The sequence below is a fragment of the Herbaspirillum sp. C7C2 genome, from assembly GCF_022627865.1.
Taxonomy (GTDB): Bacteria; Pseudomonadota; Gammaproteobacteria; order Burkholderiales; family Burkholderiaceae_D; genus Herbaspirillum; species Herbaspirillum frisingense.
On sequence record NZ_JABXGI010000021.1, the window covers coordinates 39599 to 65029 of the forward strand.

The following is a 25431-nucleotide window of genomic DNA, read 5'->3' on the forward strand; positions in this document are numbered from 1 at the left end:
TTACCCAATTTAAAGAGGTCGTCGAACGCCATGTGCTCCAAAAGGGACATCCGCCTGAAAGTCAGGCGGATGTCATAGGGACAGGCGAAATCCTGTTCTTTTTACCTACAGTTCATTTCGTCTGGACGGAATCAGATGACCTTGTTGGTCGCGAGGTCCCAACCGCCCGAGGTGTTACCAGCAGCACCACCATCCTTTTTCTGTTGCGTGTACTTCCACTTCACGGAGGAATACTTCAGACCAACCCTTTCGCCAAGGATCTCACCCGCCTCGATGGAGGGCTTCACGCTGCTGATCATGACGTTGGCCAGCTCGATTTCGAAGTAGCGCACGCGCTCGCCCTTGCCATCGGCGCGCATGAATTCGAACTTGGCCTTTGCAATGGTCTTGCCCGACGAAGAATTTTGCAGCAGCAGCGGCGACGCGAGATCGGCGACCTTGGTGAGCACGATGTCCTTGTGCTCGCAGCGCTCCGCAGTATGGCCGCCGCCGGTCGATGCCGTCGCAGACTTCGGCTGCAGAACTTCCCAGTCTACGGTCTTGCATTCGATCCAGTCCTTGTGCAGGTCATCAGTGGATTCACCCTTGATGCCATCGATTTGCAGATAAACGTCAATTGCCATAACTCATCCTGTAAATATGAGGGAGGAAAAATAGTTAGGATTTCCCTGCCTGCGGCAACTCCGCAACCAACCGAAGCGAAACAGACAGTTCATCTAACTGAAAATGCGGACGCAAGAACGACACGGCGCGATAAACACCCGGTCGTCCCGGCACTTCCGACACCTGTACCGAAGCTTCGCGCAGCGGGAATTGCGCTTTGGCCTCTTGCGTGGCGTTGTCATCCAACAGCACGTATTGCGCGATCCAGCGGTTGAGGAAGTCTTCGACATTTGAGGCGGCAGCGAAGCTACCGATCTTGTCGCGCATCATCGATTTCATGTAGTGAGCGATGCGGGAAACTGCGAAGATATATTGCAGTTGCGAGGATAGAACGGCATTGGCGTTCGCTGCGTCCGTGTTGTACTTCTTGGGTTTCTGCGCGGACTGGGCGCCAAAGAAAGCTGCATAATCAGAGTTCTTGCAGTGGACCAAAGAAATGAACCCAAGATCGGAAAGCTCTTTCTCGCGGCGGTCAGTGATCGCGATCTCGGTAGGACACTTCAATGCCACCTCTCCTTCATCGGTCTTGAAGGTGTGCGTCGGCAGGTCCTCGACCAGGCCACCACCCTCCACACCGCGAATGGCGGCGCACCAGCCGAAATCCTCGAACGCCTTGGTGAGCTTGGTTCCGAACGCGTAGGCAGCGTTACACCACAGATATTTGGAATGGTCGGTGCCATCGACATCCTCGACGAAATTGAAGCCCTCTACCGTCGTTCCGTCCTTTGGATTGAAGGGCAGGCGTCCAAGGAAGCGTGGTAGCGTCAGCCCAACATAGCGCGAGTCCTCGGATTCGCGGAAGGACTTCCACTTCGCATACTCGATGGTGTCGAACACCTTGGACAGATCACGGGGCTTGCCCATATCGGCATAGCTTTCAAGACCGAATAACTCGGGCGAGGCTGCCGTAATGAAAGGTGCATGAGATGCTGCTGCGATACGCGACATCTGCTCGATGAAGTACATGTCTTCCGGCTGACGGGTGATCTCGAAATCACCGATCAGCGAGCCAAAAGGAGCTCCGCCAAAAGTACCAAATTCTTCCTCGTAGACCTTCTTGAACATCGCGCTCTGATCGAACTCCAGTGCCGAATTGAAATCCTTGACCAATTCCTTCTTGGTTGCGTTAAGGAGCTTGATCTTCTGTCCCTCCCCCACAGTTGTGTTACGCACCAGGTAATTCAGGCCGGTCCAGCTTCCTTCCAGTTTCTGGAATGCCGGAGCATGCATGATGGCACTTACCTGATTGGAGATCAGTCGATCCACTTCTGCGATACGCGCATCCAGGGTGACGGAGAGATTCGGCGATACGACCACGGTACCTTCCATCACCTGACTGACCAGTTCAGCGATCAGGTCTTTGGCACGATCGTGCTCGGAAGCGGATTTCGCGACCTTGCTTTGTTCGACGATATCATCCAGCAGGGTACCGCCGGCGACAGTGGGCAAAGCGCCTTGAGCGACTTCGTTATTGATTTGAGCAGACATGCAGATCTCGATTATTTGGTGGTTTGCTTGCTGAGCTCTGCGAGCTTTTCGGTACTGCTGAGCACATCGTTGAGGATATCTTCGAGCTTGTCGTTACCAGCGATCTTGTTACGTAGATCCGCCAGTTTGGTACGCGCCTCGAGCAGCTTGCGCAAGGGTTCGACCTGCTGCACCACCGATTCCGGCCGGAAGTCCTCCATCGAACGAAACTTCAGTTCCACGGCAAACTCCCCACCGGCGTCGGAGAGCTCGTTAGCGACACGATAGACAGCGCGCGGCTCCAGACCCTTCATTACCTCATCGAAGTTATCCGAATCGATATTGACGAACTTGCGGTCTTTCAGTCGAGGCTGGGGCACTTCCGAATTGCCACTGAAGTCGCCGATCACGCCAGTGACGAAGGCAAGCTCTTTCTTCTCGATGGCGTCGCCAATTTCGACGTCATATGTCATCTGCACACGCGGAGGTCGCACCCTTTGCAGCTTCTTCTGAATACTTTCCTTTTTCGACATTTCTTCTCCGTTTCTGGTTTGGTCCACGCGCCTCATTTTCTGAGGCTACTGATCAATGGGAGACGCTCAACCTGTTCCCGCCTGACCTCTTACTTCAGGTTGATGAACGGATTGGGTCCGCTTCCGCTGCCGACGTCGCTGGCAGGTGCTGGCGCCGTCTTGCGAACCATCTTGCCGCGCGGAGGCGTCGCAGCGACCGGCTTTCCCGGCACCGATACCGGCGCCTCCCCCGTGATCTCGCGCAGCGTCCTGGTCAGATCCTGGGCGTCGCTCTTGATTGATCCATTGAGTGCATTCTGCGAGCGCAAGTCCGCGAGCGACTTGGTGGCCAGGCGTAGGCTGGAAAGGGTCAGGATGCTGTTGGCACCCTTTTCGGAAGGGTCCCGCTTTATTGCCTCCTGAGCGTTGATGATGGCGTCGCTGTAGTCACCTGCATCGAAGCGAATCTGCGCAATGCGCAGCCAGGGCGTCTTGTCTGCAGGGAAACGCGACGCCAGGGTTCTTAGCATCTTCACGGCATCATCGGTCCGACCCTCGACCAGTGCCGCCTCAGCCTTTTCCACGCTGCTTTCCAGGCTGCTCTTGGCCTCTGCCTCCGCCCCCTGCTTGGAGTCGCTGTTGGCGCACCCCGTCATCATCAATGCCAGCGTCAGCAGAGCTGGAATCAACAGATCTATTCGTCTCTTTCTTGCATTCATGGGGATTTAATCCTTAGTTTTTTAATTCTGGAGAACCTATCCGATCTCTCACATGCATTCGAATGGAGAAGACCGGAAGATATTCGGCTTGTCACGACTTTTAAACTTGGAATGAAACGCGGCGATGAATTTCTGGTGAAAATTGGCGCTTCATTCATTCCTGCTCTTCAGTCACGCCACGTTTCAATTTCCGCCATCGGCTTGCTGCTAAGACTTAGTTTTTAAGTAAGGCAACTGAGGATCACTCGAATGTATCCCATAGACCCCTTTTACAAAATGGAGCCACTCCATATGTGAACGCTTCCTAAAAGTTTTTCGGCACGCGGGAAATTCACGCCAATCAGAAATCAGATAAAACATGCGGGGTAAAGTTGAATAAACGACAGAGAAATGCTGTGGCACTGGGATTGATCATCTCTTGCATCACCGGCTGCGCCGCAGTGGGCGCGGCTTCCAAGGTGGGGCAGGTTGCCAAGTCGACACTGGAGGCACTGGGCCTTAAGAAGCCTGACGCGCCTGAAGTAGCGGATGCGATGAAGCAGCCACGCAAAGTACTCATCAAGCTGCATGCATCCAAGGCGCTCAACATGGATTCGCAACAGCGTCCCCTGGCATTGGTCGTCAGAATTTATAAATTGAAGCAGAACGTTAGTTTCCAGCAGGCGTCATATGACGCCTTTCTGAATCCGCAAAGGGAGAAGGAGGTTCTGGGAGCCGATCTGCTGGAGGTAAAGGAAGTCACGCTAGTGCCAGGACAACGCTACGAAGTCGATGAAAAGGTGAGCTACGAGGCGGGATATATCGGTCTGGTGGCGCTGTTCATCAATCCAGATCAGCAACGTTGGCGGGCCACCTTCAGGGCCGACGAATCCGAAAAGAACGGCATTACGGCAGGCTTGCAATCCTGTTCGGTCACCGTAGGTACGGGGGCTATTGCCGTGGATACCCTAGGTAAGCCAATGGACAGGAACCTGATGCTCGCGCCAGTCGAGTGTCATTAGAAATCAACAATCTCTTAACTGCAGATCACGATGCGACAATCATCAATTACGGAGCTAACCAATTGAACCATCCCAACAAGGTACTCTGGGGCGAGGGCCTTTTCCTTCGACCTCAGCACTTTCAGCGTCAGGATCATTACCATGAAACGCGTCTGCATCAGACTGCGCTCGCTCTCAATCCCTATTGCTGGGGTGTTTTATCCCTGAAGATCGATGGAGATGCACTTAACAACAGTACCCTTCGTCTGCTGGAGCTGTCGGCAATCTTCCACGACGGAGAAATCTTCAGGGCGCCAGACGGGGATGACCTCCCGGCCCCCATCGAACTGACAGAAATTCCGCTGTCCCAAAACTCCATCACCTTTTATGCGGGGTTACCGATGCTGAAAAGCTTCGGTAGCAATTTCTCCGTTGGCACCGGAAATCAGCAATCCACCCGCTATATTCAGGATGGCGTCCAGACGCCGGACCTGTTCACGCAAGCTGCCAAAGCAGAAGTAAGCTACCTGAAAAAGGCAGTACGCCTGGTGTCAGAAAACGAGCCCCGAGATTCATTGGTCTGCATTCCTGTGGCGCGCCTGCGTCGCGCGAGCGGGCCTGGCTTCGAGTTGGACCCCGACTTCGTTCCGCCCAGCCTGTCAGTGCATGCGTCTACCTTGCTGTTCCAGCGCCTGCGTCGCCTCATGGACGCGCTGCAAGCCAAGGTCAGCGCCCTGTACGGGCATCATCGCGAGCCTAGCAAGAGTGTGGTCGAATTCCGTTCTGGCGACATCACATCGTTCTGGTTGTTGCATACCGCCAGTACCGCTTATGCCAATCTGTCGCACTACCTGAATCATCCGATGCATCACCCGGAGCGCCTTTTTGAACAGTTATTGTCACTGGCCGGATCGCTCATGACCTTCTCGCGCAGCCTGGCCCTGTCCGACCTCCCCCCTTACGATCACCGCGATCCGGGGCCGGCTTTCGCAAAGCTGGACGCGATCATTCGCGAGTTACTCGATACCGTGATCTCTTCTCGCTATTTTGCGATTGCCTTGAACGAGAGCAAGCCGTCCTACCATATGGGCATGCTGGACTCAGGCAAGATCGACGAGAAGACCAACTTCTACCTCGCGGTCCATGCAGACCTGCCGGCAATCGAACTGGTCGATATCGTGCCGTTGCGCTTCAAGATCGGCGCACCTGACGATGTTGAAAAATTCGTGCTGGCGGCGCTGCCCGGCGTCAAGCTTGTGCACTCGCCCCAGGTGCCAGCTGCACTACCGGTTCGGCCCGACACCTATTACTTCACGCTCGAGAGCAAGGGTGCGATGTACGAGCGCATGCTTCAGGCACAGTCGATCTGCATCTATGTGCCATCGGGCATTCGTGACCTCAATATTGAACTTCTGGCGGTGACCCAATGAACACGACAACCATCCCTTCCCTGCTGGATCCTGCGGATTCTTTGCCCACTTATGAAGCCGGCGCGCCGATTAACGCCAGTTCGCTCTTGGACCTGATGTACGACGGCTTTTATGCGTTGTTCATGCTCAAGAACGGTGGCACGCCGGTGGACGAGGTGTCATTCATGGCAAAAATACGAAAGTTTCTGGGAGATGTCGAACGCGGCGCCAAGAAACTGGAAGTGTCGCCCGAGGATGTCCACGCAGCCAAATATGCCTTCTGTGCTTCCGTGGATGAGATTGTCCTGCGCTCTAATTTCAGCATCCGCGATACGTGGCAACGCCGCCCCCTTCAGTTGGCGATGTTTGGTGATCAATTGGCAGGTGAAAATTTCTTCAATCGGCTAGAAGATCTGCGCGTTCGCGGTACCGCCCGACTCCAGCCATTGGAAGTCTTTCATATGTGCCTGCTGCTGGGATTCCAGGGAAAATATGCGCTGGAAGGGCCGGAAAAACTCAATTACCTGACTGCTCGACTGGGCGATGAGATTGCTCACCTGAAGGGCAAGACTGCCGGGTTCGCACCGAATGGCGAGCGACCTGATGCCATCGTCAACAAGTTGCGCAACGATGTGCCGTTGTGGGTAGTCGCTTCCCTATTTGCATTGACCGCTATGTTTGCCTACATAGGACTGAACTGGACCCTGACCAAGGGCACCGAAAATCAGCTGGCCGGCTATGCCGATATCGTCAAACTTGCCCCGCGGGCAGCCAACCTGACTATCACCTTGCCCTGAGCTTGAAGAGCCAGATTTCTGTGGGGAATACCAGAGGCCTCCATGGCTGCCGATTTTTCGATCACCAACGGATCATCGGCAGCACGCTCAGGATCTCTGACACAAGCCTAGATCAGCCCGGGCGAGGCTGGGTCAGCGCAGGAAAACCAACTCTGCATAGCTAGGATTGGCGTGCTCACGCTGATAACGCTTGAGGTCTTCCCAGACCTGTTCGCGGGTGAGCCCTGTATGTCCCTTTTCAGCAATTTGCGAGCCGGTAACGCTGGCAACCTGCTTGACCGCCGACTGCTCGGTAGATGTACCTGATGGGGTGTCGGCTGCGTAGGCTGCATGGGCAGCCAAGGCGGTCAAGGCGGTCAAGGCCATGCTAATGGCGACCGCGCAATGACGAATGGTGATGTTGCTCATGATCTACTCCTCGGTGAATGCAAGCGGACCCAGCCCTATGCTTATCCTTTATCAATGCTGCATTCTCATGCGAGAAGTTTATCGGTCCGGCCAGGAGAGAAAAACCGGTGAACGGGTAATGCTGTATTGCGGCACTTGAAAGAATGTGCACGCGAATCTTGTCTGTCTTGCAGCAGTTAGATCATCAAATTGCGAGCTGAACCGGTTTTTACCGCTTCCACTTACCTTTCCATGTCGCTAATCGCGGTCAGAATCTGGTAATCCTATAAATACTATTCAAGGAACAGGTATGAGAATCGGCACGCGGCTCGGTGGTTCATTCATGCTGGTCACGCTGCTTGCCTGCAGCCTGATCGTCGCTTCAATTCTGATCCTGAACCAGATCGGACGACATTGGGACGACTTTTCCGGCACTGTGCTGAGCAAGCAGGACTATGCCACCCAGGGTTACATCAAACTGGGCGATGGTGTACAGAACTTCAAGAACTACGTCGTCCGCGGCAAGGACTATGACAAGCACTTCCTGGCCGATATGGATGCCATCAACCGCCTGATGATCGAATACCGCAAGCTTGGCGTAGACAATCCCAAGGAAAATGATCTTCTACAGAAGATCGCTACAGGCGAAAGAAATTACCGCGAGGCATTGGCGAAGGCGCAAGGCATGAAGTCAGCGGCTGCGTCCGTGACGGAAATCGATGCTTCCATCAGTGGCGCTGACAAGGTATTGGCGGCCGGTTTTTCCGGTCTGCTGGCGATCGCGCGCGAGAATGCCAACGGTACGGGCCGGGATATCTCCAAAGCCATCAGTACCGGCAAGTCCATCGACCTGGCCGTCGGTGCGCTGGTGATGGCACTAGCCGCCTTATTGGCCGTGCTGGCAACGCGTTCGATCACACGACCGATGCACGAGGCAGTAAGAATCGCCAAGACCGTCGCAGCAGGTGACCTTGGGAGCCGGATCGAAGTCACTCGCAAGGATGAGACCGGTGAACTGCTGCAAGCACTCAAGGATATGAACAGCAGCTTGCAACGCGTGGTCGGTGGCGTGCGCACTGGCAGCGATACCATCGTCACGGCCTCGACGCAGATCGCTGGTGGCAATCTCGATCTCTCCGCACGCACCGAGCAACAGGCCAGTTCGCTGGAAGAGACGGCGGCGGCGATGGAACAGATCACTTCGACCGTGAGACGCAACGCTGATCATGCGCGCCAGGCAAATGCGATGGCAGGCTCGGTCTCCGAGGTGGCGTCGCGCAGCGGACTGGTGGTTTCCGACGTAGTCAGCACCATGGACGAAATCCAGGCCTCTGCCCGCGAAATCGAGGAAATCATTTCTGTCATCGACGGCATCGCGTTCCAGACCAACATCCTCGCGCTCAATGCAGCGGTGGAAGCAGCCCGTGCCGGTGAGCAGGGACGTGGCTTTGCGGTGGTGGCCTCGGAGGTACGCACCTTGGCCCAACGCTCGGCTACAGCGGCGAAGGAAATCAAGGCGCTGATCGGCAACTCGGTCGAGAAGGTGGAAGACGGCAGCAGGCTGGTCAGAAGCGCCGGGGCGACCATCGAGGAACTGGTAACAAGCGTACGCAATGTCACCCAGATCATGAGTGAAATCTCGGCCGCCAGCGGCGAGCAGGAAGCCGGGATCGAACAGGTCAACCAAGCCATTGCGCAAATGGACACTGTGACGCAACAGAACGCCGCCCTGGTGGAAGAAGCCGCTGCCGCCACCGAAGCATTGAAGGAACAGGCGCGACGACTGGCACAGTCGGTAAGCGTATTTCGGCTGGGCGGGGGTAAGCTTGCGTGACAGAGGAACCGGGACGCACGCGGTGTAATGAAGCTGACCGCAGCGATTCGTTGAATCGATCAGCTACCGTTGCGCGGTAACTGATCGATTCTCTGAGCAAGCGGATTGAGGTAATTGATGTCTTGTCGCGTCTATCTTTACTGTACGAATTTTGAAGGCATGCCATTGGACGCGGAGGCAGACCAGTTCTTCGCTATCTCAGGTACCGAGTACGAGGCGAACGCCGGTATCCCACTTTTCTGGATGTGCCTTTTCACCGGCACAGATATCAAGATCGCTCCCGGGAGCGAGAATTACGCTCCTGATTCGGATGATGACGCAATCGATGAAGATTTTGATGAGGCAAGCCTGTCCGCGCTTGAAGACGATGACAGCTATCGTCCATATGCCTATATCTCTTGCCAGAAAGCGGTTGGCATCGATCAACTCAAGCAGCGGTCCGAGATATTGCGTGCCGCCATCGGTGCCGACCGTCACCAGTTGTACGTCGAATGGATTGCCCGGATTGAGGCGGAGCCTTTCCGCAACATACTGGTCAAGACCGAAGAGATCGACGGGATGGGAAATGATGGCGAACTGGAGATACTGTTACGCAGCGCCATCCGGGATCTGGAGGCGGCCATCCGGACGGGCGTCCTGGCAACAAGCAGAGAGATGATCAATATGATGGGACTGTCGGAAGGTAGCGTTCTGAGCGAATGTGAATCCAGCGAACTCGCAGGCTGGGCCAACGCCGCACAACGATGGCCGCAATGCTTGCCTCCTGCCCCGACTGAACAGGAAGGCGTCTCGATAAGAGCAGTGAAAAAATCGAAATGGATGTTCTGGAAGCGATAAGCATCATCATCGGAATCTTGAATGCCGCCGGCCAGAGATGGACTCCAGGATGTCCAGAACAAATAGAAAAGGCTCTCCGAACGGAGAGCCTTTTAAATACTGGTGCTGGCTGCAGGACTTGAACCCGCCACCCCCTGATTACAAGTCAGGTGCTCTACCAGATGAGCTAAGCCAGCAAAACTTGAGCCCGCGATTATAGCCTACTTGATCCGGGTCAGTACAGGTCGGCCACCTTTTTTCGGTGGTTCCGGATCGTCATCGTCCTTTGAGCCAGTATCTGCAGGCTTCTTCTCGGGTTCGGAAACGGGAACCGAGGACAGTGCCGGGGCCGGCGCGACGCTTTCAGACACAGGTGAGTCCTGGGCGTTATCCTCACCAACGGCAACCGGCGCTTCAAAGGCCATGCCCTGGCCGTTTTCACGGGCATAGATGGCGATGACGTTTTCTACCGGGATCATGATGTCGCGCGAGACACCGCCAAAGCGGGCGCTGAAATGGATGCTGTCGTTCTCCATCTTCAAGCCGCTGGTGGCCTCAAAGCTGATGTTCAGTACGATCTCGCCATTCTTGACGAACTGCATCGGCACGCGCGTGCGGCTGTCGACGACCACTGCAATGTGTGGCGTATAACCGTTGTCGGTGCACCACTCGTAGATGGCGCGCAGCAGGTAGGGCTTGGTGGAGACTTCTTGCATGACTATGTGGTGTGCGATGCGCGGCATGCCCGCATCTGCCGGCTGAGCCGGGGTGAAACTGCAAATCGGACTGCAGGTGGAACACGCTGCGCGCCCATGAACGGCAGACGCGCAGCGGATACTCCGGAATGCGGCTTAACGACGCATCACCTTCTCGGACGGGGTCAGCGCCTCGATGTAGGCCGGACGCGAGAAGATGCGCTCGGCATACTTCATCAGCGGGGCAGCAGTCTTGGACAGCTCGATACCGTAATGATCCAGGCGCCACAACAGCGGTGCCAGTGCCACGTCCAGCATGGAGAACTCGTCACCCAGCATGTACTTGTTCTTCAGGAACAGCGGTGCCAGTTGGGTCAGGCGGTCGCGAATTTCGTTGCGCGCCTTCTCCTGGTTCTTTTCGGCCGCTTTGGACTTTTCGTTTTCCAGCGTGTGCACGTGGACGAACAGTTCCTTTTCGAAATTGAACAGCATCAGGCGGGCACGGGCGCGCATCAGCGGGTCGGCCGGCATCAGTTGCGGATGCGGGAAACGTTCATCGATGTATTCGTTGATGATGTTCGATTCGTACAGCACCAGGTCACGTTCGACCAGGATCGGCACTTGGCCGTAGGGGTTCATGACCGAAATGTCTTCCGGCTTGTTGAACAGGTCCACGTCGCGGATCTCGAAATCCATGCCCTTTTCGAACAGGACGAGACGGCAACGTTGCGAAAATGGGCAGGTCGTGCCCGAGTAGAGAACCATCATTTTTTCAGAGCCCTAAAAACAAAAGGGGGGCGAGACGCATAACGCTCACCCCGGTACGCAATTCCGCAAAACCGCGCGGATACGTGATTGTACGTTTTTACTTGATGTTCTTCCAATAGGACGCGTTCAAACGCCACGCCAATACCGAGAAGATGCCCAGGAACAACAGAACCCAGACCCCGAGTCGCTTGCGCGTATTCTGCGCCGGCTCACCCATCCATTGCAAATAGGCAACGAGATCGGCGACGTTGTTGTCATACTCCGCCGTGCTCATCTTGCCGGGCTTGACCTGCTCGAAGCCGGCAAACTTGTGGGTGGTCTTGTTGGCGTCGTGGGGGTCCTTCTCCTCGACGAACTTGGCCTTGCGGATTCCTTGCAATTCCCACAACACATGAGGCATCCCGACGTTGGGGAAGAGCATGTTGTTCCAGCCGGTGGGACGACTGTCGTCCGTATAATAACTGCGCAGGTAGGTATAAATCCAGTCCGGACCGCTGCCTGCCTCCGATGCCTTGGCACGCGCAATCACCGACAGGTCCGGTGGTGCGGCGCCAAACCAGGCCTTGGCATCCTGCGGCGACATCGAAATCTTCATCAGGTCGCCGACTTTTTCCCCGGTAAACATCAGGTTGTTCTTGATCTGGTCCTCAGTCAGGCCGATATCACGCAGGCGGTTGTAGCGCATCGCGGAGGCCGAATGGCAATTCAGACAATAATTCACGAACAACTTGGCACCGTTTTGCAACGACGACACGTCCTTGGTCCGGTCCGGGGCGTGATCCAGCGGAAAGCCCCCTTCGTTGGCGCAGGCCAGCACTGGCAGCAAGGCCAGCGCGGCAATCACTTTCTTGAGCAATGTCATGTTCTTGTCCTTTGGCGGCTGGCTTAGTGCGGGTGGTAGACGACGCGCTCGGGAACCGTCTTGAAGGTACCGGCAGCACTCCACCAGGGCATCAGCAGGAAGAAGCCGAGGTAGATGAAGCTGCACACCTGCGAGACGGTGGTGCCGATGGCCGTCGGCGGTTGCACGCCGAGGTAGCCAAGGATGACGAAGGCGATGCCAAAGACCAGGTAGACGTACTTGTGCCAGCTCGGGCGGTAGCGGATGGACTTGACCTGTGACTTGTCCAGCCACGGCAGGCCGCCCAGGATGACCACCGACAGGCCCATCAGGACCACGCCCCAGAACTTGGCGTCGAACACCAGCATGCCGGCAATGATTACCAGACCGATGACGATGGCAGCGATCTTCAGTTTTGCGCTCAGGCCCGACTTGATGGCCAGCAGTGCCACGTAGGCTGCCACGCCAGCGATGAGCCAGCCCATGAAGTCCGCCGTGGTCGCGCGCAGGATCGAGTAGAACGGCGTGAAGTACCACACCGGGGCGATGTGCGGCGGGGTCTTGAGCGAGTCTGCCGGGATGAAGTTGTTGTATTCCAGGAAGTAGCCGCCCATTTCAGGTGCGAAGAACACCACCGCCGAGAACACCATCAGGAAGATCGACACGCCGAAGATGTCATGCACCGTGTAGTAGGGATGAAACGGCACGCCGTCCAGCGGCACGCCATTGGCATCGGTCTTTTCCTTGATTTCCACGCCGTCCGGGTTGTTCGATCCCACTTCGTGCAGCGCGATGATGTGGGCGACCACCAACCCGATCAGCACCAGCGGAATGGCGATCACGTGGAAGGAGAAGAAGCGGTTCAGGGTGGCGTCGGAAACGACGTAGTCGCCGCGAATCAGCAGCGACAGGTCAGGGCCGATGAAGGGAATTGCACCAAACAGGTTCACGATCACCTGCGCGCCCCAGTAGGACATCTGCCCCCAGGGCAGCAAGTAACCGAAGAATGCTTCACCCATCAGGCACAGGAAGATCCCCACTCCGAACAGCCACACCAGTTCACGCGGCTTGCGGTAGGAGCCGTACAACAGGCCCCGCACCATGTGCAGGTAGACCACGATGAAGAAGGCGGAGGCGCCGGTGGAGTGCATGTAGCGCACCAGCCAGCCCCAGGGTACATCGCGCATGATGTACTCGACCGAGGCGAATGCCAGGGTGGCATCCGGCTTGTAGTGCATCACCAGGAAAATGCCGGTGACGATCTGGATCACCAGCACCAGCAGGGCGAGCGAACCGAAGATGTACCAGAAGTTGAAATTCTTCGGTGCGTAGTATTCGGACAGATGGGCTTTCCAGGTAGCGGTCAGTGGAAAGCGGGAATCGACCCAGTTCAGGGCCTTGGCTGCGACCGGCGCGTCATCCGGCAGCTTCTTTTCGTGAAATGCTCCCATGATCAGGCCTCCCCTTTCTCGTCCTTGCCGATGACGAGCTTGTTTTCGCCTTCAAACATGTAGCGCGGGACCTGCAGGTTGTCCGGCGCCGGCTTGTTCTTGTACACGCGTCCAGCCAGGTCGAAGGTCGAGCCGTGGCACGGGCACAGGAAACCGCCGTGCCAGTCGTCCGGAAGCGAGGGCTGGGGGCCGCTCTGGAAGCGCGAACTGGGCGAGCAACCCAGGTGCGGGCAGATACCCACCACGACCAGGATGTCCTTGCGCAGGGAACGCCACTCGTTGAGGGCGTAGTCGGGAGTTTCGGAGAAATCGGTGCGCTTGGAATTGGGATCGGCCACCTCGCCATCGGTCTTCTTGAGGGACTCGATCATTTCGGGTGTACGCTTGAGAATCCAGACTGGCTTGCCGCGCCACTCGACGGTGCGCATCTCACCGGGAACAAGTGAAGAAATATCCACTTCCACCGGTGCACCCGCAGCCTTGGCACGTTCAGAAGGTTGCAGGGTGGAGACAAACGCTCCAGCGGTGGCCAAACCCGCTACACCGCCGGCCGCACAAGTCGCAACAAGCAAACCTCGTCGACTTGCGTCGACCTGATTCTCGTCAGTCATAAAGACCCCAATCTCCAAATGTAAGTTAGCGTGGACCTTCTAAGTGACCCTCATGCAACTTTTCGATTATATATAAGCTGAATAGGGTTTTGTAGCTAACGGCCGGTATGGTACAGGCTGGCAAAAATCGACATTTGACGCAGCGCAACCCATTGTCAATCTGCTCTTTTTATCGGTTTTCTTGCAGTGCGGCGTCAGCGCTTGTCCGATTTACTTTTGACGGCGGGCAGGATATAACCCGTTGTAAGCCCGCCTCATGTTTAAACAGCAACTTTCAAAGGAGAAACCAGGGATGAGCATGCTCAAGGATTTTCGCGCCTTCGCGATCAAGGGAAACGTGGTCGACCTGGCCGTCGGTGTCATCATCGGCGGGGCCTTCGGCAAGATCGTCAGTTCGCTGGTGGAGGATATCATCATGCCCCTTGTCGGCAAGATCTTCGGCGGCCTGGATTTCGCGAACTACTACCTGCCCCTCAACGGCCAGGCCTACGGCATGCCGCTGGCCGAAGCCAAGAAGGCCGGCGCCGTCTTTGCCTATGGCAACTTCCTGACCATCCTGATCAACTTCCTGATCCTGGCGTTCATCATCTTCCAGATGGTCCGCGCCATCAACAAGGCCCGCGACCTGGCCAGCAAGCATGAGGAAGCCGCACCGGCGGCCCCCGCACCGACACCCGAAGATGTGCTGCTGCTGCGCGAAATTCGCGATTCGCTGAAGAAGCAGGGCTAAGCGCCGCGCCGGGACAAGCCGCCGCGCAGGGCAGGCAGCCTACACCGGATTGTCGATGTCGATGAAACGGTGCTCGATGCCAAAGTGTGCCGCCACATGTTCACCCAGAGCCTGGATGCCGTAACGCTCGGTGGCATGGTGGCCGGCGGCGAGATAGAGGGTGCCGGTCTCGCGTGCCAGATGCACGGTCGGTTCGGATATTTCCCCGCTGATGTAGACCGAAGCACCGGCGTCGATCGCCTCGCCCAGCATGCCCTGCGCTGCGCCGGTGCACCACGCCACCTTGCCCACCGGCTGCTGCGGATCACCGATCAGCAGTGGCATGCGGCCCAGGCGCTTTTCGATCAACATCACCAGATCGGCAGCCGTCTTCACCGACGACGCATGGCAACGTCCGATCCAGCCGATATCGTTCTCGCCGAAGCGGCCGGTGGCTTCAAAGTCGAGTCGCTTGGCCAGTTGCGCGTTGTTGCCCAGCTCCGGATGTGAATCCAGGGGCAGGTGATAGCCGAAGAGATTGATGTCATGCGCCAGCAAGAGCTTGAGGCGACGCTGTTTCTGACCGATCACGCGCATATCTTCACCGCGCCAGAAATAGCCATGATGGACCAGGATGGCATCAGCCTGCCAGTCCCTGGCTGCTTCGATCAAGGCCAGGCTGGCGGTGACGCCACTGACCACGCGGGCAATCGTGGTGCGCCCTTCCACCTGTAAGCCGTTTGGGCAATAATCGCGGTATTGCGCCGCGTTAAGCGTCTGTCCCAGATATGCCGAGAACTCATCTCTGTTAATGTGGCGGGTCATCTCTTCCTCATCCGATTTCAAATCAATACCAAGAATTCTTTATGCGACGTTTATGGCTGTTGTTTGCACAGACCGTGACAGTGGGTCTGGCCGTGTGGTTCATTGTAGCGACCTTGAAGCCGGACTGGCTGTCCGGTTCCTTCAGTTCGCGTGCAAGGCCCGCCCAGTCCACGGTCCAGATGCAGGAAGCCACGCCCAATGCACCGGCCCTCGACTCCTATCGCAACGCCGCGCGCCAGGCCATGCCATCGGTGGTGAACATCTTCACCACCACCGAGGCACGCCCTCAGAAGAGTCCGTTCCAGAATGATCCGTTCTTCCGCAAGTTCTTCGGTGACCAGTTCGATGAGCAGCAGCAGGACGACAAGCAGTCCAGCCTCGGTTCTGGCGTGATCGTGAGCCCACAGGGCTACATCCTCACCAACAACCACGTGGTGGAAGCGGCGGACAAGATCGAAGTGGCCCTGGCCGACGGTCGCAAGGCCAGCGCCAAGGTGGTCGGTATCGATCCCGAGACCGACCTGGCCGTCATCAAGATCGATCTGCCCAACCTGCCGGCCATCACCCTGGGCCATCCGGAGAACAGCTCGGTGGGCGATGTGGTACTGGCCATCGGCAATCCCTTCGGCGTGGGGCAGACGGTCACCATGGGCATCGTCTCGGCGCTGGGCCGCAACCACCTGGGCATCAATACCTTCGAGAATTTCATCCAGACCGATGCCGCCATCAACCCCGGCAACTCCGGCGGTGCACTGGTCGATACCAATGGCAACCTGCTGGGCATCAATACGGCGATCTACTCGCGCACCGGCGGCAATCTGGGTATCGGTTTCGCCATCCCGATGTCGACTGCCAAGACGGTGATGGAAGCCATCATCAGCCATGGCCAGGTGGTGCGCGGCTGGATCGGCGTGGAGCCACAGGACATCACGCCGGAACTGGCCGAGAGCTTCGGCCTGGGCAAGAAGACCGGCGCCATCATCGCCGGCGTACTCAAGGGCGGTCCTGCTGATCGCGCCGGCATGCGTCCGGGCGACATCCTGGTGAGCATCGACGGCAAGGTCGTGGCCGATACCACCGAGATGCTCAACGTCATCGCCCAGCTGACGCCGGGCCAGGAGATTGCCATGACGGTCCTGCGCAAGTCGCAGGAAACCAAGCTGAACATCACCGTGGGCAAGCGGCCGCCGCCGCCCAAGAGCGATGACAGCGACGAAGAATAAGCGAGGAGAAGCCATCCATGCATGTGCGTGACCTGATCCAGTTCCTGGGTGAACTGTCCGAGAACAACAACCGCGCCTGGTTCGTGATGAACAAGCCGCGTTACGACATCCTGCGTGAGGAATTCCTGGCGCTGACCATCAAGCTGATCGCCGAGATCAGCAAGTTCGATCCGGCCATCGCCGGTTGCAATCCGAAGAAAGCGCTGTTCCGTATCAATCGTGACATGCGCTTCTCGCACGACAAGCGTCCCTACAAGACACATTTTTCGGCGGCCATCACGGCCAGCGGGCTGAAGAAGCCCAGCCAGGGCGGCGGCCCGGCCTACTACTTCCACATCAACGAAGCCGGGCAGTTGCTCATCGCCGGGGGCGAGTACATGCCGCCGACACCGCGCCTGCGCGCCATCCGCAACCGCGTCGTGGAAGATGCGGCCGGCTTTACGAAGATGCGCAAGAACAAGAAGCTGACGACCGCCTATGGTGACCTGCAGGAGGAAGGGAAACTGCAACGTCCACCCAAGGGCTTCGATCCGGACAGTCCCAATATCGAATATGTGAAGCTGAAGAGCTTCATCGTCTGGTCCGAAGAAGATATCCGCAAGAAGATTCCGACCGACCTGGGCAAGCACGTGCTGGAGGGTTTCAAGAATGCCTATCCGCTCGTGCAGTGGCTGCGAGATATCCCGCTGGTGAGCACAGAGGAGTAATCCAACGCCTCACCGCATGTACCAAAGACAAAGCCCGCTTCATCAGCGGGCTTTGTCTTTGGGTTGTCATCAGCGTCTGCGCGCTGGCCTACTCCGGGGAGGCGGTACTGCTGGGCTCGGCATCCGGCGCACGCGTGGCACGCTCGAAGATGGGCGCAACCAGCAGGCCGACTTCGTAGAGCAACACCAGCGGCACGGCCAGCATCAACTGACTCATCACATCGGGTGGGGTGACCACGGCGGCCACGATGAAAGCGCCGACGATGACGTAAGGGCGAATCTGCTTCAGCTTGGCCAGCGGCACCAGCCCCATGCGCACCAGCACGATCACGATCACCGGCACCTCGAAGGTGACACCGAAGGCCACGAACATGGTCAGCACGAAGTCGACGTAGCTGTCGATATCGGGCGCTACCGAGACCGACTTGGGTGCGAAGTTGTTGATGAACGGGAAGACCACGCCGAACACAAAGAAATAGCAGAACGCAACACCGGCCACGAACAGCAGCGAGGACGAAATCACCAGCGGTGCGATCAGGCGCTTTTCATGCGCATACAGGCCGGGAGCGACAAAGGCCCACAACTGGTAAAGCACCCATGGCAGTGAAATCAGCACCGCCACCAGCATGGTGACCTTGATGGGGATCAGGAAAGGAGTGATGACGCCGGTGGCGATCATCTTGCTGCCAGCGGGCAGCGCATGGATCATCGGTGCAGCCAGCACGTCGAAGATATGGGCCGCAAACGGCATCATGCACAGGAACACCACCAACACCACCGCAGCCGCCTTGACGATGCGACTGCGCAGTTCGATCAGGTGCGAGATGAAGGTATCTTCGGCCTGGGTGTTTTCTTCAGCCATGGATTCGGAGCATTCTGATGAAGTGAGACGCGCTGCGCCAAATTAGAAGAAACCGGCCGACTTGCCCACGCCTACCGGGCGGCGGTACTTGGCCACGCGGGCGGACGCAGAGATCACGCGGGTCCTGTGGCCGCTCTGGTGCTTGTACCAGGCCGGGACCCCGGTGGTGCGCGAGAGCTTCTTGCGACGGAAGGCCTTGGCCTTGATCGCCAGCAGCGACGGGTCGGGATTGCGCTTCCAGCTGCTGCCACTGCTGCCGTCACCGTATTCATCCGAACTCTCATCGCCGCCATTCCAGGCCGCGTTGATTGAGGATTCGGTGTCGGACATGCTCTTGTGAATGCTGTTGCTGACGTCGCTGGCCGCATCCTGCACGTCCTTCTGCATCTTGCGCAGCTCGTCGAGTTCCATCTCGCGGCTGACCTCGGACTTGACGTCGTTGATGTAACGCTGGGCGCGCCCGAACAGGGTGCCGGCCATGCGCGCCACCTTGGGCAGACGCTCGGGGCCGATCACGACCAGCGCGACCACGCCGATCAAGGCCAGCTTGGTAAGGCCGATATCAATCATGAGTCTGTGTGGACATTAAGAGGACAGCGATGGCGCCTGTGGCGCCTCGAAGACCGGGTTGCCTGCACCGCAGGAGCACAGGCACCCCGAAGCACCCGACAACCAGGCCGGGCGGACGCCAGCAGATCAGCTGCCGGACTTGTCTTTTTCCTTGGCCTGCACATCGATGGCGGCTTCCTTCTTGGCCTCTTCTTCGCCTTCGCCGCCCTTGACGCCATCCTTGAAGCCCTTGACTGCCTTGCCCAGGTCGGAACCCATGTTGCTGAGCTTCTTGGTGCCGAAGACCAGCATCACGATCACCAGAACAATCAGCCAATGCCAAATACTGAACGAACCCATTCTCTTCTCCTAAGCGGACATCCCTGCCCTGTGTACGAACAAACCTGCCGGCCCCCGGGCCGGCGAATCCTCATTGTTGCACGAACCGTACCCGCCACGGATGGGGGCCGCCGATGACGTGCATGTGCAGATGGTACACCTCCTGGCCACCATCCGGTCCGGTGTTGATCAGGGTCTTGAATCCCCCGGTGGGCTGACCCTCGGCATCCAGCCCGTAGCCACAGCCCTGCTCGGCCGCCAGGCGCGGTGCCAGGGCCAGCATCTTGCCCAGCAGTTCGACATGCTGCGCGCCGCAATCGGCCAGCGTGGCCACATGCAGGCGCGGGATGATCAGGAAATGCACCGGCGCCGCCGGGTTGATGTCGTGAAAGGCGATCAGGTCCTCGTCCTCGTAGATCTTCTTCGAGGGAATCTGGCCTGCCGCGATCTTACAGAAAATGCAATTATCCAACGCCGTACTCCTGGGAAACACGGTATGAGGGGGAATCAATCCTTGCGGGCTGCCTTTTCTTCCAGGCCGGAGAGGCCTTCGCGCCGCGCCAGTTCATTGAGCACATCCTGGGGCTGCAGGTCGAACTGGGCCAGCAACACCATGGAATGGAACCACAGGTCCGCACATTCGTAGAGCACCTTGGACTTGTCGCCGGAGACACGGGCATCCTTGGCCGCCATCACGGTTTCGGTGGCCTCCTCGCCGATCTTCTTGAGGATGGCGTCGTCGCCCTTGGCGAACAGCTTGGCGACGTAGGATTTCTCGGGATTGCCGCCATTGGCCAGCTTGCGCGACTCGATGACTTCGGCCAGTCGCTTCAGGGTTTCACTCATGATGGGGTCTTGTCGCTGTCGACTGGCTTGGGAATGCTCTTGCGCACGCGCTTGGGCTTGGCCGGGGCCGGCTCTGGCGCCGTGGCAGCAGGACCGCCACCGGCACCGGGGGCCAAGTCCTTGAGGACGGGCTCGACCGTGACCCATTCGCCGCTGTCGGCAGTGCCTTCGAACTTCTGGAAGAAGCAGGAATGACGACCGGTGTGACAGGCGATGCCAGCGACCTGCTCGACCTTGAGCAGCACCACGTCTTCATCGCAATCCAGGCGAATCTCGTGCACCTTCTGGAAGTGACCGGATTCCTCACCCTTGTGCCACAGCTTCTTGCGCGAGCGGCTCCAGTAGACCGCCTGGCCGATTTCGACGGTGCGCGCCAGCGCCTCGCGATTCATCCAGGCGAACATCAGTACGTCATTGCTGCCGACTTCCTGGGCGATCACCGGCACCAGGCCGACTTCGTCCCATTTGACCTTGTTGAGCCATTTGGCGCTGATACTCATGCCAGCCTCATGGAAATGTTCTGATCGGCCATGAAGCGCTTGGCTTCCTGCACGGTGTGCTGGCCATAGTGGAAAATGCTGGCGGCCAGCACCGCGTCGGCCTTGCCCTTGGTGATGCCATCGGCCAGGTCCTGCAGGCCGCCCACGCCGCCGGAGGCGATCACGGGAATACTGACCGCTTCCGAGACGGCGCGGGTCAGGTCCAGGTCGAAGCCGCTCTTGGTACCGTCGCGATCCATGCTGGTCAGCAGGATTTCGCCCGCGCCCAGCTGCGCCATCTTGCGCGCCCATTCGACCGCATCCAGGCCGGTGGCCTTGCGACCGCCGTGGGTGTAGACCTCCCACTTGCCGTCACCGGCGCGCTTGGCGTCGATGGCCACCACGATGCATTGCGAACCGTACTTGCTGGCGGCATCGGCCACCAGTTGCGGATTGGTCACGGCCGAGGTGTTGATGCCGACCTTGTCGGCGCCGGCATTGAGCAGGCGGCGCACGTCTTCAACGGCGCGCACGCCGCCCCCTACCGTCAGGGGAATGAAGACCTGCGAGGCCACGGCTTCGATGATGTCCAGGATCAGGTCGCGGCCATCGGAAGAAGCAGTGATGTCGAGGAAAGTCAGCTCGTCGGCACCCTGGTCGTCATAACGACGGGCGATTTCGACCGGATCGCCGGCATCGCGCAGTTCCAGGAAGTTGACGCCCTTGACCACGCGACCAGCGGTCACGTCCAGGCAAGGGATGATGCGTTTAGCAAGGGCCATGTTATTTGCTGCCGGACAGGCGGTTGGCTTCCAGTTCGCGCGTCAGCTCATCGGCGCGATCCTGGCCGCTGCGCAGGTCCAGCGTACCTTCGTAGATGGAACGACCACAGATGACGGCTTCGATGCCCTCATCCTCGACGCGGCACAGGGCTTCGACGTCGCCCACATGGTGCACGCCGCCCGAAGCGATGATGGGGATGGTCACCGCCTGCGCCAGGCGCACAGTGGCTTCGATGTTGACGCCGCCCATCATGCCGTCGCGGCCGATGTCGGTGTAGACGATGGCTTCGCAGCCATAGCCTTCGAACTTCTGCGCCAGGTCCACCACTTCGTGGCCGGACAGTTTGCTCCAGCCGTCGGTGGCCACCTTGCCGTCCTTGGCGTCCAGGCCGACGATGATCTGGCCCGGGAAGGCGCTGCAGGCGTCATGCAGGAAGCCGGGATTCTTCACCGCGGCGGTGCCGATGATGATGTAGGACAGGCCATCGTCCAGATAGCGCTCGATGGTATCGAGGTCGCGGATGCCGCCACCCAGTTGCACCGGGATTTCCTCGACGTCGTTTTCCTCGGCGAAGCTGGCGACCGCCTTGAGGATGGCCTTGACCGCCGCCTCGTTCTTGGGCTTGCCGGCAAAGGCGCCATTCAGGTCGACCAGGTGCAGGCGACGCGCGCCCTGCCTGAGCCAGTGCAGGGCCATTTCCGCCGGATCTTCGGAGAAAACGGTGGCTTGTTCCATATCACCTTGTTTGAGGCGTACGCAATGACCGTCTTTCAGGTCGATGGCGGGTATGAGCAGCATGGCTAGGGGATGACTAGTCAGTAAAAGAGAAGGGTTGTCGACGATCAGCTACGAGGTTCTTGCCTGAAAGACAAAAATCAAGGTTTCCAGTGTACGAAATTCCGATACAGCTGCAAACCCGCCGCGGCACTTTTTTCCGGGTGGAACTGGGTTGCAAAGATATTATCGCGGGCCACGGCACAGGCGAACTCGCGGCCATACGGCGTCTGGCCGACCACATGGGCGGTCTCGGCCGGTACGGCGTAGTAGCTGTGGACAAAATAGAAGAAGGCGTTGTCGGCAATGCCTTCCCACAGCGGGTGGGCGCTGGTCTGGTGGACATGGTTCCAGCCCATCTGCGGGACCTTGAACAGCGATCCATCGTCCTGGCGCACGCCTTCCAGCTCGAAACGTACCACCTTGCCGGGCAAGAGCCCCAGGCCAGGGGTGTCGCCTTCTTCACTCCAGTCGAACAACATCTGTTCTCCCACGCACACGCCGAACAGCGGCTTGGTGCGGGAAGCCTCGATGACGGCGTCCTGGACACCGGATTCGCGCAGGCTGCGCATGCAATCGGGCATGGCACCCTGGCCAGGCAGGACCACGCGGTCGGCGGCACGGATATCGGCGACCTCGCCGGAGATGCGCACATCGGCTTCAGGCGCGACATGGCGCAGCGCCTGCGCCACCGAGCGCAGGTTGCCCATGCCGTAATCGACTACAACAATTTTATTCATGGCGAAAATGATCGATGCTCACGCACCGGTAGACCCAGATGATTTAGCGATACCCAGCGGACGACAGCTTACAGGCTGCCCTTGGTCGACGGAATCGTACCAGCTGCCCGCGGATCGAGTTCGACGGCCATGCGCAATGCGCGACCGAAGGCCTTGAACACGGTCTCGGCCTGGTGGTGGGCATTGATGCCGCGCAGGTTGTCCACGTGCAGGGTCACCTGCGCATGGTTGACGAAACCGTGGAAGAACTCGCTGGTCAGGTCCACATCGAAGGAGCCGATCATCGAACGGGTAAAGGGAATATGGTATTCCAGGCCGGGACGGCCGGAGAAATCGATGACCACCCGCGACAGGGCTTCATCCAGCGGCACATAGGCATGGCCGTAGCGGCGGATGCCCTTCTTGTCGCCGATGGCCTTGGCGAAGGCCATGCCCAGGGTGATGCCCACGTCTTCCACCGTATGGTGCGCGTCGATGTGCAGGTCGCCCTTGGCGTGGATATCCAGGTCGATCAGGCCATGGCGGGCGATCTGGTCCAGCATGTGGTCCAGGAAGGGAACGCCGGTATCCAGCTTCTGCTGGCCGGTCCCATCCAGGTTGATCGCAACGCGGATCTGCGTCTCGTTGGTGTTGCGGACGACTTCCGCGGTTCTCGGTGTAGACATGGTCAGGGTTAGACGGGGTTCTATCGTTGGGTGATGCCTGGGGGATTGCCTTGGCGCCGCCGTCCTCTACAGGTCGCGCAGTGCCGCTTTCAGGGCCGTCAGGAAGAGACTGTTTTCCTCTTCCGAACTGACGGTAATGCGCAAACAGTTTTGCAGCAGTACATGCATTCTACCGGCATTTTTCACAAGTACCTTGCGCGCCAGTAAAGCGGCGAAGACTTTATCGGCATCCGGGACGCGGATCAAGATGAAATTGGCCGCCGACGGGAACACCTGCACCCCGTCCAGCGCCGCCAGTTCGGCCGCCAGCGCACCCCGCGCCTCGCGCAGGCGCGCCGCCTGCCCTTCCAGCACCTGCAGGTGATCCAGCACGAACAGCGCCGCCGCCTCGGTAAGCAGGTTGACGTTGTAGGGCGGGCGGACCTTGTCCAATTCCCGCAACAGCGCCGGCGCGGCCGCCAGGTAGCCCAGGCGTACCCCCGCCAGGCCGAGCTTGGAAACGGTGCGCATGACGATCAGGTTGTTGTGCTGGGGCAATGCCGGCATCAGCGTGGAGGCGGCAAACGGCTGGTAGGCCTCATCCACCACCACCAGTCCGTAGGGGGCGGCGGCCTCGACGATGCGCAACACATCAGCCATCTCGTAGAGCGTGCCGGTCGGATTGTTCGGATAACCCAGCCAGGTCACCACCGGTTTATGTTCCGCGATGGCGGCCAGCATGGCCGGCAGATCCAGCGTCAGATCCGCGCGCAGCGGCACGCCCACGTAATCCAGCCCTGCCATCCTGGCCGAGACGCCATACATGACGAAACCCGGTTCCGGCGCCACGATGGTCCGACCGGGAATGGCACAGGCCACCGACAGCATGGTGATCAGCTCATCCGATCCATTGCCCAGCAGCACGTCGTAACCCGCCGGCACGCCCAGGCGATCGCAGATGGCGGCCTTCAGGCGCGTATAGGACGGCACCGGGTAACGGTTCAGCTCCAGCGCGGCCAGTCGCTGCGCCAGTTCCTCGCGCAATTCGGCCGGCAGCACGTAGGGATTTTCCATCGCGTCGAGCTTGACCATGCCCTCGGCCGAGGGCACATGATAGGACTGCCAGCCCCGCACCACGGGGCGAATCACATTGGCCACCACGGCTTCGGCGCTATCAGGCTTGGAGGGATTCATCATCTTGGCTCGCAGGCGCCAGCGCATCCAGGCGCTGGCGGATCAGTTCGCAATAATCGGGATTGAGTTCGAAGCCGGTGAAATGGCGCCCGCAGCGTCGCGCCGCCACCGCCGTGGTACCGCTGCCCATGAAGGGATCGAGCACCACGCCGCCCGGCGGACAGGACGCCTTGACCATGCGCTCCACCACTTCCAGCGGCTTTTGCGTGGGATGGTCGGCGCGCTCGCGGTGCTCGCGATGCAGGCGCGATACGCTCCACACATCCTTGGGGTTGTAGCCCATCTCCAGCCACTTGGCGCCGACGAAGATGGAGCGTGAACGCGCCTTCTTGGTCTGGGCATCGTAGGGGATGCGAATCGCATCGAGATCGAAGAAGTAATCCCTGGCCCGGGCGAAGAAGCCGATGGTGTCATGCACCGACGAATAGCGCCGGGTACTGCCGCCCATGGAAGGCACGCGCCGGTCCCAGATGATCTCGTTGATCATCATCATGCGCTGCTTCAACATGACGAAAATCTCCGGCGAATTACGCCAGGTGAGGAAGATGTAGAGACTGCCGTTGGCCTTCAGCTTGGGCAGTGCGGCATCCACCCACTGCTCGGTCCAGGCCAGGTAAGCCGCCGTATCGAGCTTGTCGGAGTCGTTGCCGTAGTCCTTGCCCAGGCCATAGGGCGGATCGGCGATGAGCAGATCGATGCTGCCATCGGGGATGCGCGCCAGTCCACCGACGGCGTCCAGCGCATCCTCGCAATGCACGCGGTCCAGCCAGCCGTCGCCTGCACAGGAGTCGATGGCCGCCGTCATGG

General features: G+C 58.8%; 30 protein-coding genes, 1 tRNA gene and 1 pseudogene. 8 read left to right on the forward strand and 24 right to left on the reverse strand.

What is annotated here, in order from left to right; all coding sequences use genetic code 11:
* Nucleotides 1–131: 131 nt before the first annotated feature.
* From HWE04_RS20325 to HWE04_RS20340, 4 genes are all read right to left on the reverse strand, one after another.
* Nucleotides 132–623, reverse strand: coding sequence for an Hcp family type VI secretion system effector (locus HWE04_RS20325; RefSeq protein ID WP_241813542.1), 492 nt, complete (start codon nucleotides 621–623; stop codon nucleotides 132–134).
* Nucleotides 624–657: 34 nt separating this feature from the next.
* On the reverse strand, nucleotides 658–2151 hold the full coding sequence (gene tssC / locus HWE04_RS20330; RefSeq protein WP_241813543.1) for a type VI secretion system contractile sheath large subunit: 1494 nt from the start codon (nucleotides 2149–2151) through the stop codon (nucleotides 658–660).
* An 11-nt stretch (nucleotides 2152–2162) separates the two neighbouring features.
* On the reverse strand, nucleotides 2163–2663 hold the full coding sequence (gene tssB / locus HWE04_RS20335) for a type VI secretion system contractile sheath small subunit (RefSeq protein WP_006461623.1): 501 nt from the start codon (nucleotides 2661–2663) through the stop codon (nucleotides 2163–2165).
* 89 nt (nucleotides 2664–2752) lie between these two features.
* Nucleotides 2753–3361 carry a tetratricopeptide repeat protein gene (locus tag HWE04_RS20340; protein WP_241813544.1) on the reverse strand — a complete coding sequence of 203 codons (609 nt, stop codon included), beginning with the start codon at nucleotides 3359–3361 and terminating at the stop codon, nucleotides 2753–2755.
* 371 nt (nucleotides 3362–3732) lie between these two features.
* Here HWE04_RS20340 and tssJ point away from each other — a divergent pair, with 371 nt between their 5' ends.
* The 3 genes from tssJ (at nucleotide 3733) to icmH (ending at nucleotide 6547) form a co-directional block, all read left to right on the forward strand.
* Nucleotides 3733–4362, forward strand: coding sequence for a type VI secretion system lipoprotein TssJ (tssJ, locus tag HWE04_RS20345; protein WP_241813545.1), 630 nt, complete (start codon nucleotides 3733–3735; stop codon nucleotides 4360–4362).
* Nucleotides 4363–4424: 62 nt separating this feature from the next.
* Nucleotides 4425–5771, forward strand: a complete 1347-nt coding sequence (gene tssK, locus HWE04_RS20350) for a type VI secretion system baseplate subunit TssK (protein ID WP_241813546.1) — start codon at nucleotides 4425–4427, stop codon at nucleotides 5769–5771.
* Complete coding sequence (icmH, locus tag HWE04_RS20355; protein ID WP_241813547.1) at nucleotides 5768–6547, forward strand: type IVB secretion system protein IcmH/DotU; 780 nt, start codon at nucleotides 5768–5770, stop codon at nucleotides 6545–6547. The genes tssK and icmH overlap by 4 nt, the downstream gene beginning before the upstream one ends.
* A 132-nt stretch (nucleotides 6548–6679) precedes the next feature.
* Here the strand turns inward: icmH and HWE04_RS20360 are convergent, their stop codons facing one another.
* A complete protein-coding gene (locus HWE04_RS20360; protein ID WP_241813548.1) occupies nucleotides 6680–6955 on the reverse strand; it encodes a hypothetical protein in 276 nt (91 codons plus the stop codon).
* Nucleotides 6956–7244: 289 nt separating this feature from the next.
* On the opposite strand from HWE04_RS20360, the gene HWE04_RS20365 reads away from it, so the two are divergent.
* A complete protein-coding gene (locus tag HWE04_RS20365; protein WP_241813549.1) occupies nucleotides 7245–8768 on the forward strand; it encodes a methyl-accepting chemotaxis protein in 1524 nt (507 codons plus the stop codon).
* 117 nt (nucleotides 8769–8885) lie between these two features.
* Nucleotides 8886–9605, forward strand: coding sequence for a hypothetical protein (locus HWE04_RS20370; protein ID WP_241813550.1), 720 nt, complete (start codon nucleotides 8886–8888; stop codon nucleotides 9603–9605).
* Between the two features lie 100 nt (nucleotides 9606–9705).
* On the opposite strand, the gene HWE04_RS20375 is transcribed toward HWE04_RS20370, so the two are convergent.
* The 6 genes from HWE04_RS20375 to petA form a co-directional block, all read right to left on the reverse strand.
* Nucleotides 9706–9781: transfer RNA gene (locus HWE04_RS20375), tRNA-Thr, on the reverse strand.
* A 24-nt stretch (nucleotides 9782–9805) separates the two neighbouring features.
* Nucleotides 9806–10300 (reverse strand): ClpXP protease specificity-enhancing factor, encoded by a 495-nt coding sequence (locus HWE04_RS20380; protein WP_006461592.1) that lies wholly within the window; start codon nucleotides 10298–10300, stop codon nucleotides 9806–9808.
* A gap of 135 nt (nucleotides 10301–10435) precedes the next feature.
* Nucleotides 10436–11047: a glutathione S-transferase N-terminal domain-containing protein gene (locus HWE04_RS20385; protein ID WP_006461591.1), complete on the reverse strand. Its 612-nt coding sequence runs from the start codon at nucleotides 11045–11047 to the stop codon at nucleotides 10436–10438.
* Nucleotides 11048–11144: 97 nt separating this feature from the next.
* Nucleotides 11145–11909: a cytochrome c1 gene (locus HWE04_RS20390; protein WP_241813551.1), complete on the reverse strand. Its 765-nt coding sequence runs from the start codon at nucleotides 11907–11909 to the stop codon at nucleotides 11145–11147.
* Nucleotides 11910–11932: 23 nt separating this feature from the next.
* On the reverse strand, nucleotides 11933–13339 hold the full coding sequence (locus tag HWE04_RS20395; RefSeq protein WP_241813552.1) for a cytochrome b: 1407 nt from the start codon (nucleotides 13337–13339) through the stop codon (nucleotides 11933–11935).
* A 2-nt stretch (nucleotides 13340–13341) separates the two neighbouring features.
* A complete protein-coding gene (gene petA, locus HWE04_RS20400; protein ID WP_006461588.1) occupies nucleotides 13342–13950 on the reverse strand; it encodes a ubiquinol-cytochrome c reductase iron-sulfur subunit in 609 nt (202 codons plus the stop codon).
* Between the two features lie 292 nt (nucleotides 13951–14242).
* Between petA and mscL the strand changes: the two genes are divergently transcribed.
* A complete protein-coding gene (mscL, locus tag HWE04_RS20405) occupies nucleotides 14243–14680 on the forward strand; it encodes a large conductance mechanosensitive channel protein MscL (protein WP_077236045.1) in 438 nt (145 codons plus the stop codon).
* Between the two features lie 39 nt (nucleotides 14681–14719).
* Here the strand turns inward: mscL and HWE04_RS20410 are convergent, their stop codons facing one another.
* Entirely contained in the window at nucleotides 14720–15472 is a 753-nt protein-coding gene (locus tag HWE04_RS20410; protein ID WP_411910025.1) for a Nif3-like dinuclear metal center hexameric protein, read from the reverse strand.
* A 53-nt stretch (nucleotides 15473–15525) separates the two neighbouring features.
* Between HWE04_RS20410 and HWE04_RS20415 the strand changes: the two genes are divergently transcribed.
* Both HWE04_RS20415 and HWE04_RS20420 read left to right on the forward strand, forming a co-directional pair.
* Nucleotides 15526–16707 carry a Do family serine endopeptidase gene (locus tag HWE04_RS20415; RefSeq protein WP_006461585.1) on the forward strand — a complete coding sequence of 394 codons (1182 nt, stop codon included), beginning with the start codon at nucleotides 15526–15528 and terminating at the stop codon, nucleotides 16705–16707.
* A 17-nt stretch (nucleotides 16708–16724) separates the two neighbouring features.
* Complete coding sequence (locus HWE04_RS20420; RefSeq protein ID WP_241813553.1) at nucleotides 16725–17414, forward strand: DUF2461 domain-containing protein; 690 nt, start codon at nucleotides 16725–16727, stop codon at nucleotides 17412–17414.
* A gap of 88 nt (nucleotides 17415–17502) precedes the next feature.
* On the opposite strand, the gene tatC is transcribed toward HWE04_RS20420, so the two are convergent.
* The 12 genes and pseudogenes from tatC to HWE04_RS20480 form a co-directional block, all read right to left on the reverse strand.
* On the reverse strand, nucleotides 17503–18276 hold the full coding sequence (tatC, locus tag HWE04_RS20425; RefSeq protein ID WP_241813554.1) for a twin-arginine translocase subunit TatC: 774 nt from the start codon (nucleotides 18274–18276) through the stop codon (nucleotides 17503–17505).
* A 42-nt stretch (nucleotides 18277–18318) separates the two neighbouring features.
* Nucleotides 18319–18846 carry a Sec-independent protein translocase protein TatB gene (gene tatB, locus HWE04_RS20430; RefSeq protein ID WP_102663528.1) on the reverse strand — a complete coding sequence of 176 codons (528 nt, stop codon included), beginning with the start codon at nucleotides 18844–18846 and terminating at the stop codon, nucleotides 18319–18321.
* Between the two features lie 126 nt (nucleotides 18847–18972).
* Nucleotides 18973–19185, reverse strand: coding sequence for a Sec-independent protein translocase subunit TatA (tatA, locus tag HWE04_RS20435; RefSeq protein WP_006461581.1), 213 nt, complete (start codon nucleotides 19183–19185; stop codon nucleotides 18973–18975).
* A gap of 70 nt (nucleotides 19186–19255) precedes the next feature.
* Nucleotides 19256–19636 carry a histidine triad nucleotide-binding protein gene (locus HWE04_RS20440; protein ID WP_077236047.1) on the reverse strand — a complete coding sequence of 127 codons (381 nt, stop codon included), beginning with the start codon at nucleotides 19634–19636 and terminating at the stop codon, nucleotides 19256–19258.
* 35 nt (nucleotides 19637–19671) lie between these two features.
* Nucleotides 19672–20010: a phosphoribosyl-ATP diphosphatase gene (locus HWE04_RS20445; protein WP_006461579.1), complete on the reverse strand. Its 339-nt coding sequence runs from the start codon at nucleotides 20008–20010 to the stop codon at nucleotides 19672–19674.
* A gap of 116 nt (nucleotides 20011–20126) precedes the next feature.
* Nucleotides 20127–20510, reverse strand: a pseudogene (hisI, locus tag HWE04_RS20450) (phosphoribosyl-AMP cyclohydrolase); the annotation flags it as partial.
* Nucleotides 20507–21271, reverse strand: a complete 765-nt coding sequence (hisF, locus tag HWE04_RS20455; protein ID WP_006461577.1) for an imidazole glycerol phosphate synthase subunit HisF — start codon at nucleotides 21269–21271, stop codon at nucleotides 20507–20509. The gene hisF and the pseudogene hisI, both read right to left, overlap by 4 nt.
* Nucleotide 21272: 1 nt before the next feature.
* Nucleotides 21273–22070, reverse strand: a complete 798-nt coding sequence (gene hisA / locus HWE04_RS20460; protein ID WP_039874008.1) for a 1-(5-phosphoribosyl)-5-[(5-phosphoribosylamino)methylideneamino]imidazole-4-carboxamide isomerase — start codon at nucleotides 22068–22070, stop codon at nucleotides 21273–21275.
* Between the two features lie 77 nt (nucleotides 22071–22147).
* Entirely contained in the window at nucleotides 22148–22786 is a 639-nt protein-coding gene (hisH, locus tag HWE04_RS20465) for an imidazole glycerol phosphate synthase subunit HisH (RefSeq protein ID WP_077236049.1), read from the reverse strand.
* 68 nt (nucleotides 22787–22854) lie between these two features.
* A complete protein-coding gene (gene hisB, locus HWE04_RS20470; RefSeq protein WP_006461574.1) occupies nucleotides 22855–23451 on the reverse strand; it encodes an imidazoleglycerol-phosphate dehydratase HisB in 597 nt (198 codons plus the stop codon).
* 66 nt (nucleotides 23452–23517) lie between these two features.
* On the reverse strand, nucleotides 23518–24624 hold the full coding sequence (gene hisC / locus HWE04_RS20475) for a histidinol-phosphate transaminase (RefSeq protein WP_241813568.1): 1107 nt from the start codon (nucleotides 24622–24624) through the stop codon (nucleotides 23518–23520).
* On the reverse strand, nucleotides 24605–25429 hold the full coding sequence (locus tag HWE04_RS20480) for a DNA-methyltransferase (RefSeq protein ID WP_241813556.1): 825 nt from the start codon (nucleotides 25427–25429) through the stop codon (nucleotides 24605–24607). The genes hisC and HWE04_RS20480 overlap by 20 nt, the downstream gene beginning before the upstream one ends.
* Nucleotides 25430–25431 lie beyond the last annotated feature (2 nt).